This is a genomic window from Hymenobacter sp. 5516J-16, assembly GCF_022919335.1.
GTDB classification, from domain to species: Bacteria; Bacteroidota; Bacteroidia; order Cytophagales; family Hymenobacteraceae; genus Hymenobacter; species Hymenobacter sublimis.
Genome location: NZ_CP095060.1, coordinates 1 through 9,264, shown reverse-complemented (window position 1 = coordinate 9,264; position 9,264 = coordinate 1). Strand labels below are relative to the sequence as shown.

At 57.5% G+C, this 9,264-nt stretch carries 11 protein-coding genes; 2 read left to right on the top strand and 9 right to left on the bottom strand.

Annotated features, from left to right (window positions below; genetic code table 11):
- Window positions 1–328, top strand: a 328-nt coding sequence (locus MUN84_RS22645; RefSeq protein WP_244699264.1) for an MAE_28990/MAE_18760 family HEPN-like nuclease, incomplete at its 5' end; no start/stop codon positions are given.
- Between the two features lie 13 nt (window positions 329–341).
- Here the strand turns inward: MUN84_RS22645 and MUN84_RS22640 are convergent.
- The 6 genes from MUN84_RS22640 to MUN84_RS22615 all read right to left on the bottom strand — a co-directional run bounded on the left by MUN84_RS22640 (window position 342) and on the right by MUN84_RS22615 (window position 4,394).
- Complete coding sequence (locus tag MUN84_RS22640; RefSeq protein WP_244699267.1) at window positions 342–764, bottom strand: very short patch repair endonuclease; 423 nt, start codon at window positions 762–764, stop codon at window positions 342–344.
- Window positions 765–838: 74 nt separating this feature from the next.
- Window positions 839–1,798: a DUF5712 family protein gene (locus tag MUN84_RS22635; RefSeq protein ID WP_244699261.1), complete on the bottom strand. Its 960-nt coding sequence runs from the start codon at window positions 1,796–1,798 to the stop codon at window positions 839–841.
- Entirely contained in the window at window positions 1,798–2,061 is a 264-nt protein-coding gene (locus MUN84_RS22630; RefSeq protein ID WP_244699259.1) for a hypothetical protein, read from the bottom strand. Before MUN84_RS22630 ends, MUN84_RS22635 begins: the two co-directional genes overlap by 1 nt.
- A complete protein-coding gene (locus MUN84_RS22625; protein ID WP_317239244.1) occupies window positions 2,058–2,312 on the bottom strand; it encodes a BfmA/BtgA family mobilization protein in 255 nt (84 codons plus the stop codon). Before MUN84_RS22625 ends, MUN84_RS22630 begins: the two co-directional genes overlap by 4 nt.
- Window positions 2,313–2,842: 530 nt before the next feature.
- Window positions 2,843–3,880 carry a type IV secretory system conjugative DNA transfer family protein gene (locus tag MUN84_RS22620; RefSeq protein ID WP_410780115.1) on the bottom strand — a complete coding sequence of 346 codons (1,038 nt, stop codon included), beginning with the start codon at window positions 3,878–3,880 and terminating at the stop codon, window positions 2,843–2,845.
- A 190-nt stretch (window positions 3,881–4,070) separates the two neighbouring features.
- Window positions 4,071–4,394, bottom strand: coding sequence for a type IV secretory system conjugative DNA transfer family protein (locus MUN84_RS22615; protein ID WP_244699251.1), 324 nt, complete (start codon window positions 4,392–4,394; stop codon window positions 4,071–4,073).
- A 774-nt stretch (window positions 4,395–5,168) separates the two neighbouring features.
- Here MUN84_RS22615 and MUN84_RS22610 point away from each other — a divergent pair.
- A complete protein-coding gene (locus MUN84_RS22610) occupies window positions 5,169–6,332 on the top strand; it encodes a replication initiation protein (RefSeq protein ID WP_244699249.1) in 1,164 nt (387 codons plus the stop codon).
- A 110-nt stretch (window positions 6,333–6,442) separates the two neighbouring features.
- Here MUN84_RS22610 and MUN84_RS22605 read toward each other — a convergent pair whose 3' ends face one another.
- From MUN84_RS22605 to MUN84_RS22595, 3 genes are all read right to left on the bottom strand, one after another.
- Window positions 6,443–6,682: a hypothetical protein gene (locus tag MUN84_RS22605; protein ID WP_244699247.1), complete on the bottom strand. Its 240-nt coding sequence runs from the start codon at window positions 6,680–6,682 to the stop codon at window positions 6,443–6,445.
- 1,583 nt (window positions 6,683–8,265) lie between these two features.
- Entirely contained in the window at window positions 8,266–8,436 is a 171-nt protein-coding gene (locus tag MUN84_RS22600) for a hypothetical protein (RefSeq protein ID WP_244699245.1), read from the bottom strand.
- A gap of 17 nt (window positions 8,437–8,453) precedes the next feature.
- Window positions 8,454–9,005: a hypothetical protein gene (locus tag MUN84_RS22595; RefSeq protein WP_244699243.1), complete on the bottom strand. Its 552-nt coding sequence runs from the start codon at window positions 9,003–9,005 to the stop codon at window positions 8,454–8,456.
- Between the last annotated feature and the right edge of the window lie 259 nt (window positions 9,006–9,264).

Genomic DNA, 9,264 nt, shown 5'->3' with positions numbered 1-9,264 from the left:
GGCCAAGACGTTCAATAAGAAGGAGATTTTCTCCGGCAACGTCGATGACGAGCACATCAGGAAGGTGGCTAGGGAGTATGGATTCGACAAGCCTAGGGGAAACGGCAGCCCATTGGTCGCCATTAGGGACAATCGCAACGACCTAGCCCATGGCAACAAATCCTTCGATGAAGTGGGCAAGGTTTACGGGATGGTTCAGATAAACCAGATGCACCAACACGTGAAGCGTTACATGGTATCGCTGCTCAACAACGTCGAAGACTACATAGTAACCAAGAAGTACTTGGCAGCTACGCTGGCACCCTCCACGGCCGTGCAGGCGGCCTAGCCTTCCTTCGTCCCTAGGCCGCTAGGTTGAATTCCATTGCGTCCAGTCCTACCGCGTCTATGATGGCCCCGCTCAAGCGGTGAAGCGTCGCGCCTCTTCGAGTCCGATTAAGTTCGCATTCCCAAACCAGCAATACTTGCCATCCTTGGGCTTTTAAGGCGTTCTGAGCAGCTTGGTCACGCTCGGTATTTCGCTGAAGCTTTGGCTCCCAAAAGGCAAGGTTAATGCTTGGCGGGCCTGATTTGACGCCGCAAGACTTCCCATGCTGGTGCCAGAAGCAGCCGTGTACGAATACGACGGTCTTGTACTTGGGCAAGACCAAGTCTGGACTACCAGGAAGGGACTTATCATGAAGGCGATAGCGAAAGCCCTGACCGTGCAGGTAGCGTCTAATCAGCATTTCCGGCTTGGTGTCCTTGCCACGGACAGCTGCCATTCGCTTGCTTACTTCCGGTGTTGGCGGGGTTATCGACTGATTTACTTTACAATCGCGGACTTCCATAGAGGTAATTAACCCCGGGATTTCCAGCTAGTTCCTAACGCATCGCTTCGGGCGTACAGTCCATTTTCTCCGGTATTGCGCTCAATTCGATTACATACCAATGCCTCTGCTTCGCTTGTGCTCAGGTGGTCGGGGGGCTCTATTTTCGGCTGAATCTGCTGGGTTGACTCTGCCTGCGTTAGGCGCTGTTCGGTGGCCAACTGTTGCGCCGCCTGGCGTTGGTGCTGCTCGCGCAGGGCCTGGGTCCGTAGGACCGCGCATTCCTCGGGGGTGCCGTGCTGCATCGTGTGGGCGTAGCGGAATGTTTCCACTAGGGGCCGCTCGTAGCCGAACGCCTGGTCAAAGGCCTGCTCTACCCGCTCCGAGTACTGCTTGCGCTCGAAGCCGCCCGTTACTACCCCGCGCTCGGTGTTCTTATGGTTGGTCAGTGGACTCAGGTGGTAGGGATTCTTGCGGTCCAGCTCGCCGGCCTGCTTGCGCTCGGTGTAGCGAGCTAGGTTTTCCGTGCGGCTGACCAGGACGTGAACGTGCGTCTGCTCGCCTTCCTTCTTCTGGCCCCGCTCCACTTCCTGCAGCTGCACCGCCCGGACCTGCGGGCCGGTCGTGCGCTCGTGCTCCACCTTGGCGAAGTACACCAGGTCTTTGCCCTTGATGCCCTTCCCAAAGTTGGCCGCGTACTGCTCCATCGCCGCCCGCGTGTAGGCTTTCAGCTTCTCCGGGTCGCTGCCAATATGGCGCAGCTCGGCTTGGCTCGGGGCAAGTATCACCTGGTAGTATTTGTCGGCGTCGCGGTTCAAATTGCGCTTGTTGCGGTCGAGCGTCTGCGTGACTTCGGCGGCGGGCACGTCCTCGCGGTCGAGGCTGAACCACTGGCCTTGCACCTCCTTTTCCAGGTACTCGACCAGGCCCGCGCAGCTGCCGGTGCGCTGGGACAGGCCCTTGCCGGAACTCGGGATTTTGGCAACCATCAGGCGGGCGGGTGGCGGGTGAAGGGGGCGGTGGGGTAGCAGGGGCCGGCGCTGGCGCGGGGGCTCGCGGAATGAACTGGGCCGGGTTCAGCTCGCGCCGAGTACGGTCGTGAACACCTTGCGCAGCGGGGCCAGCTCCGGGAAGGCGTCGTAGCTGGGGCGGCGCTGCTCAGCAGATTCGGGTGCCGGTACTCGGGCTTGAAGCCTTTGCGAACTACCGCCGTCAGCCATTGCTCCATGTCCGTCAGCTGGGGCTCGGTCATCCCGATGGGGCGGCGGTCCAGCTGTGCACGGCCTGCACCTCGGCCAGAATGGGCTTGAGGTAGGTCTTCTCCTGCTCCCGGATGAATCCAATGGTGCGCTTGTCCAATTGGTCGAGCTTGGCCGTGAGCTTGCCCAAGGCGCTGCTCAGGTCCGGGCCGTTGGGCTCGCGGGGGTCGGCCTTGGTCACCCGGAAGTACTGCACCATCGCGGCCAGCAGTTCGGGGTTGGTCAGGCCGTGCTCCTTGGCCAGCTTCCGGAACCCTCGTATGCGGCTTCCTCGGCGCTAATGGTTTTGTAGGTTGAACTCACGTTTGAATGCAAGTTTGTGTTGATTATCAATGTACTAATACCTATAAACTTACTTTGAGTTTTTTCTTTCCCTCTTGTTAATTCATAAGGCACTATTAGCCAGCAATTTGCTGGCGAGCGGAACGGTATGGAGGGAGGCGTAGCCGACCGGAATAGCGTTCCTGCTCGCTTCTATTCTAGAACGATGTCGTAGGGGGTACGTCCGCGCCGTTATGGGGTTGCCGTTGCCCGATTCCGGTTGACCAGGCTAGCAGAACAAGAGGGAAGAAAAGCCGCTGCTCACCTGGTATTGCTTCCCGGCTGCCCTTGCTTCCTGGCCTGTCCTCAGCTTAGCTTTTAGGAGTTACCTGGCGGCTCTTCCCTGGTTGCTCCCTGGTCGAAAGGATAGGTTTGGTCAGTGCTCAGGAATCGGCCAGGCGCTGCCCGGCTCTCCAAAATGTACTACCTCCCTGTTCCCGCTTCCGGTCTACCCTACAGGCCAGCTAGCGGCCCTTCGTCCTCGTCGTTGGTTGGGTGACCTGGTGCTGGGGTCGGCGCTGAGCTGGCCAGTACCGGCTGCTCGGGCTCCTGGCTGGGGCTGGTGGGACCGCTCACGATGGCCCGCACCTGGGCTTTGATGGTTCCGAAATTTTGGGCGACCTCGGCCGGGCTGGCTTCCTGGAACGGAGCAATTTTTACGGCCTTGCTGGGCTCGGCTCGGAAGGTGGCGCGGAACTCCGGGCGGCGGCTCTCTACCACCAGGCCCGCGAACTCGCCCACGTCGAAGCGCATCACCTGCTGGGCCTCCAACTTGTCGCGCTGCTGGATGCTCACCGACTCGCTGGTGCTCGTGGTCCGGGTGCTCGGCTTGAAAATGTTCAGGGGGTCGCTCTTGCTTTTGCCCGACGTCGTGGAGCGATATTCCTTGTCCACCTTCCCAAACATTTTGCTCACCCGCTCGGCCGTGGCCGTGTTGGTGGTGCGGCCCCAAAACTGGTTGCCGAGGTTGGCCAGAATCATTTCGGATTCCTGCCGACTTGTCAGCGCTTCCATCTGGGCCACGTCCTGCACGGCGTACACGGTGGCCACTTTGTTGCTGCGGGCCGTGGCCGGAATCTGGGCGAAGTTGGGAATGAACAGGGTCGGCGCTTCGTCGAGCAGCACCAAACTAGGCAAGCGGCCCTGCTGGTTCAGGCACTTGATGGCCGTGGCCACGATGAGGGAAATGAGCGGGGAAAAGGTCGTGCTCAGGGCCGGGTCATTGCCCACCACCAGGACGCCCGGCGTCTCGGGGCGGTTCAGGTCGAGCGGCACCTGGTCGCCGCTCATCACCCAAAAAATCTCCGGCGTGTTGAGCACGGCCAAGTAATTCTGAATGGTCGAGAACACCCGGCTATCGTGTTTTCCGATTTGCTGGCGCTGGCAATCGACGCAATGAGGCCGCGCACTTCCTCGTCCTGCTGCAGGGTGGCCAGCAGCTGCGGGGCGTCGCTCTCCAGTATCATGCTGACCGCTGCCGGCAAGGAGCACTGCTCGGGGTGGTTGCGGCGCAAATACCAGATGCAGCCGGCCAGCAGCACCTCGCCCGACTGAATCCAGAAATTGCGCTGCTGGGCGGCTTTGGCGTCGAGGTTGGTGATGATGGTGGCCGCGGCCTCGCGGGCAAAGCTGGCGGTGGCCAGCAGCTGCGGGGCGAGCGGATTTACCCGGTGGCTCCGGCTCAGGTCGGTGAAGTTGACAAAGTAGGGCGTGACGGTGCCGCCGCGTAGCTGCCGGCCACTTCCTCGGCCAGCGTGGGAAACTTGAAGTCATAGACGACGCCCGTTAGGCCGGCCGCGCCCGCTTGCTGCAGGATGGGCTCAATAATCGACTTGCTTTTGCCACTGCCCGCGCCGCCGGCAATGAAGGTACCCCGGAACGGGTTGCCTAAGCGCACAACGGGGCCGCTGGTGGTGCGCAGCACGAAATTCAGCGGCTGGTTCCCGCCTGCGGCCGGCGCGGCGTCCTGGGGGCTGGAAACGCTGCGGTAGAGGTTCCAGCCCAACCAGGCCAGCAGCAGCAGCGTGGCCAGCCCCCTAGCCAGTTGGAGGCGATACCGGCGAGCAGGAATAACCCGACAAACCGGCCGAACGAATCAAACGGCTCGTCTGGGGCTCCCGTAAGCCAATGGCTCGGTACAGGCCGCGAGATACAGCGGGTAGTGCTCGTTCCAGTTTGCCGGCGACGAGCTGCGTGATAAAACCGAATAAGAGAGCCCCAAGCAGGACGAATAACCAGTGAAAAAAAGTAGCCATAGAAGCTCGGTAGTGTATTCGGGTAGCAATACGGCCAGGAAGGTACAAATACCGGGAAAATGGCTGTCTAAGGGGGCATTTTTCAGCACAAAGCCGGCATCGAATTGGGGCTTTGTGCTAACACATACTATTGATTACCAATTACATAGTATTTATTTAATATTCGCAAATTACTAGCTTCTAGAACTTTGCTGTTTTTGTTTGGGCTGCGCCGCATCGCTCAGCATTAAATTCTAAAAGCCTTTTTCCTCGCACGAAACACAATTTGTGTTATTTGAGCTATTTGTTCTATTTGTAGGGTTCATAACTAATTGATTTTCAGAAGCATACAAGCGCTAAAGGAAACCTTTGATTCGCTAAAGGAAACCTTTGATTCGCGAAAAGACACTTTTGATTCGTCAAAAGGAAACCTTTGATTCGTCAAAGGGAAACCTTTGATTCGCGGAAAGACATTATGAAAGGAAACGGTTACTAATTATGGTTACCTTTGGTCTGTAATCAGGTAAGCAGCAGCTCTAGACACTATGAAACAGGCCCTGGAAGTCCGTCATCACAACGCCATTACAACGGCCCGCTACGAGTATAGCGAGCTGCAAATGGACCTGTTTTTTTACCTGCTCTCGCAGCTGCGGAAGGATGACACAACCGGACTATATGAGATTGTAGTAAAGGACCTTAGCGAAATTACCGGCAAGAAATACGCCTACAACTACTTACGTAAAGCAACGGAGGGAATGGGCTCCCGAATGTTTGAGGTTATGACGGAAAAGAGCTACAAGCAGCTCTGGATGTTTCAGCACATTGAATACATGACCGGGGAAGGTCGGATTGAAATGAAGCTGTCCGAATCCATCCGGCCGTATTTGTTCGACCTCAAAAACAACTTCACCAGCTTCGAGCTGCTCTCGGCGCTACGCCTAACAAGCAAGCACGCAAAACGCATTTACACGCTTTGCAGCCAGTGGAAAGACGTGGGCGAAACCAAGAAATTCGACCTGCTGGAATTCAAGAAAATGCTGGGCCTAGTCGATGCGAAGGGCAACGAGGAATACACCAAGGTCACCATGCTCAAAACCAAAGTGCTGGATATTGCAGTCAGGCAAATCAACGAGCACACGGACCTTAGCATCAGCTACATACTAGAAAAGAAGGGCCGCGCCTTCAAAAACGTAGTTTTCACGGTAAAGCCGCAAGTTGTGGACGTGGTGGCCACGTTGCCCGACCTGGGGGCTACTGCCAACCCGCTGCCGGGAGTGGCCGCGCATCAGGTTGAAAATGCTGGCCGACTACTCGCGCAGCTCAGCATCACTACGCCCGCCCTAGTGGCGCAAATCCTAGGCAGTCCGGCGCACGTCGCCGCCTGCAACAAGTTCGCCCACGACTTGAAAACCGGCAAGTACACCAAGTCGCACTCCCTCTCGGGCCTGCTGCTCACTGTTTTGGGAATCAAGAAAGCCACTTCTGGGGGCCGCTATTTGACAAACCCACTAAAACCCGCTAAACTGCTCAACAGATGGCAAATACAACAGACAATCTGCCGGCAATCACAAACAGCGCCTTGGCTAGATACATTGAAGAGGTACAGGAGCGATACCCGAACGCGGAGTTTTACAAGGAGAAAAAGCGGGACTCCGGCCGTGGTGAAGGCTCGTCACTGCTTATCACCATCTGCGAAAATGGAGGAATAGAAGAGGAAGAAACCTTTTATTATTCAGGCAGTTCCGATTTAGAATCGGATTTAGAAAACCTGGACTGTTATCTGGAATTTTCCTAGGCTTCGCCACCTGCAAGTATTCTTTTACTTGCCAAACACGCGCTGCCAAAACCCCTTGCGGGCGGGCTCGGCCATGCGGGCGGCAATCCCCTCGACTAGCTGGGTCAGCTGCTCTACCTGCACCTGCAAGTCGCGGGGACTGGCGGGCAGCTGCGATTGAGTAAGCTGGCCCTGACAGAAGGAACGCACGTCCTCGTTTACAAACTGGCCCATCGTCTTGCCGGCGCGCTGGGCAGTTTTCTCCACGATAGCCCGCGTTTCCAAATCTACCCCCGAACAGCCCAAACACCCGTATCGGGAGCCTTGCGGGGCCTCCCCCCTTCGTTTTGGGTTTTGTTTCGTTTTGTTTCGCCCCTCTCCGGGCGCTTCGACAGGTGTTATACTTAACTCGGGTTTTGTTTCGCCTACTTCTTCCGGCGTTATACTCAACTCGGGTTTTGTTTCGGCACTTTGGGCAAGTGTTGTACTTAACTCGGGTTTTGTTTCGTCCGATTGGGGCTGCATGGCGGTTTTGTTAGACGTTTTGTTGCACGGCTAATCTAGGCACAAATCCCCCAATTCGTTTTGTATAACTAAACACCGGGTTTAGTTATCGCTTGTCAACTCACTAGCCAACTGACATTTATAGCTTGGGCAAATCAAAGCTAAGCGGGTCTGCGGGCGGTCGTAGCTAATGTCTACCCGGTTGAGGCTGTCCCGAATCGAACCATCATCCTGCACCTGGATAGAGTCCGGAAAGGTAAAGTGCTCGCGCAGCTGGCCGCATTGATGGGTTCAGTAAAGGCGTAATGCAGCTCACCCCCGGGTCGGACCGCCACCCATCCTCGTGCCACCACTGGGCCGGGCGGTTACCCTGGACCAGCAGGTACTCGATGACTGGGCGCAAGTGGCTGGTGCGTGGGTCGTGGCCAGGGCTCCCTGGGCGGCTAGCTGTATCTTGGACATGGTAGGCGAGAGGGCGTTAGTGGAACTGGGTTGTATCTCTTAACTTTCTTCGAAAAATAACCTGTTGCTAGCTATATGCGTCAGTCTTTCCTATTAGTTATTTGCCTTATCAGCTTCGCTTTCACCAGTTCTGCCCAAACAAACCCAGCGGCTACCTCGCCGCGTTTTTACCTGGGAGTAGGAGCCTCTGCCTTGAGTTATGCGCCAGCTAGTTCCTACAACCGCCTCCGTCATCCCGGCCCTCGCTTAGCGTAGGCATCCAACTTACTCCCCAGTGGGCACTACAAGCAGGAGCCGCACTCAATTGGCGTAACGATAGCGATTCGCAGTCTTATCAGCCCTCGCCCAGTGAGGGCCTAACCGTGTATCAATACAACATTCGCAGCACGACACTCACGGTACCCTTGCTGGCGCGTTACACGTTTACGGACCCGGCCGGGCCTTTTCGGGGCGACCTACTGGGGGCGTTACCCTCTTGCATACTGCGGCTCACTTCACCTCGTCCTCTACGCCCGCTGGTCAAGTCCCCTTCTTAGCCGATGAACGATCCACCGTTACCCGAGGCAGTTTCACCCTTGGCTTGGGCGCGCGGTACGAGCTGTTACCCCGAGTAGAGGTAACGGCAGATGGTCTGGCCAACGTGGCGGTTACTGATTCCTTCTACGAGTTCAGTGATCGGTTCTTCCTAAACTTCGGAGTAGGTATCCGGTACTATCTCGGTCAGTAAGAGGACTAGTAAAACTGGATTTTGGGGGTAGTGGTGGGGTGGTTCTTTTTCCCTCTGGTTCCTGGGAAAAGTTGATTAACATAAAAACGGTTCTCGGACACTTCTTGGAATCAGTGCGGTTTTTGGCCCCACCGCCCCACCGCCTGGCCGTGGTATTTTTCCGCTTTGGGCTCCCTTATTTCGGGTAGAGTTTTCGACACGCCAACCAGCTGCGGGCCTCGCGCTCGGCCTGCTCGTGGCCCGTGAGGCGCGGCGGGTCGCCTGCTGGGTCGTCGTGCTGGGCCAGCGCCTCGTGCATGGTCAGCAGGTAGAGGATGCGGTTCCGCTTGTAGGGCCAGCGCGCCAATAACTCGTCTAGCTCGTTTACCGACGCCTGGTAGGCCTGCGGGTCGCGCTGCAGCTGTGCGGCCGTGTAGCGGGGCGAGTGGCGGACCGGTTGTTCGGCCGGGGCTGGGCGCGGGCAAATACCAGGGCCTTCGGCTGCCGGGGGGCCTGCAGGGACGGGTGCGGCCCTTTGCCGGTGGGCGGGCCTTGCTTGCGGCGCTGGCTCTCGGATAGTGCGGCCTCGGCCAGCGTCTGGTGCTCGGCGTAGCGGGCGGCGCGCTCCGGGTCGCGTCGCCGCGCCCATCGGCGCTCCTGCAGCATCCAGCCGTGCACGTTTTCCCGGTCCTCGGCGTGTACCAGTTCCTCGGCCCAATGCGGAGCCCCGTTCTCATAGAAAGCCTGCTGCACGGCTAATAAGGCCACCGTGCGCGCCCGGTTGTGGGGCCACTGCTCTAACAGCTCGTCCAACTCGTTCAGGGCCGCCAAGTAGGTCGGGTACTCCCACCAGCTGTACAGGGTGTAGGCCGGCCGGCTGGGGTCGCCCCGGAAGGTTTTGACCGGGTAATGATGCCGGCAAAATCGCCGCTGCAACTGTCTTTTGCGGGTGCCTGTCATACCCTGTTATACGCAAAAAAGCCTCTTCTAGCTGCTAAAAAAGCCGTTTTTCAAGCCAAACAGGCCCAAATTTCAAGGGCCGTTGCCATGGGCGGAAAACTATTTTTCAAGAATTTTTAAATTTTTCGGTCGTTTGCACCGCCTCGCTACTATTTACTAGTGCAGCCACCTCACTGAGCATCCCTCGGTGAGTCCCACGGTGGGAGGCTGGAAAAAATAATATATAAGAGAAATA

What these genes read in the sequence shown, in the direction of transcription:
- MUN84_RS22640 (WP_244699267.1), bottom strand. Translation starts at nt 764, where the DNA reads ATGGCAGCTGTCCGTGGCAAGGACACCAAGCCGGAAATGCTGATTAGA.
- MUN84_RS22635 (WP_244699261.1), bottom strand. Translation starts at nt 1,798, where the DNA reads ATGGTTGCCAAAATCCCGAGTTCCGGCAAGGGCCTGTCCCAGCGCACC.
- MUN84_RS22630 (WP_244699259.1), bottom strand. Translation starts at nt 2,061, where the DNA reads ATGACCGAGCCCCAGCTGACGGACATGGAGCAATGGCTGACGGCGGTA.
- MUN84_RS22610 (WP_244699249.1), top strand. Translation starts at nt 5,169, where the DNA reads ATGAAACAGGCCCTGGAAGTCCGTCATCACAACGCCATTACAACGGCC.